At 41.2% G+C, this 228-nt stretch carries 1 pseudogene; it reads right to left on the minus strand.

Going from position 1 to position 228, the window contains the following annotated elements:
- Positions 1 to 228 (minus strand): annotated as a pseudogene (locus HJY11_RS13820) (IS110 family transposase); the annotation flags it as partial.

A 228-nucleotide genomic window follows, 5' to 3' on the forward strand; every position in this document is an offset into this window, starting at 1 on the left:
CAGTAAGTGGATGCAAAATCAACCCATTTCTGGCTGCCGTCACTACGTGCAGGGCTGTCAAAGTAAGTATTAATGCCAGGATAGGTCTGATCAAGGATGCCGATGAGGTTATTCTTCATGGCCGTCTTGTGCTTCATATAAAAGTTGAACTGACGGTTCATGGTTTTAAGCTGATTGCGTAATTCATCCATGACACTATATTGTTTTAGATTTTGCCATTTGTCAAGT

The sequence above is a fragment of the Bittarella massiliensis (ex Durand et al. 2017) genome (assembly GCF_017566145.1).
Lineage (GTDB): Bacteria > Bacillota > Clostridia > Oscillospirales > Ruminococcaceae > Bittarella > Bittarella massiliensis_A.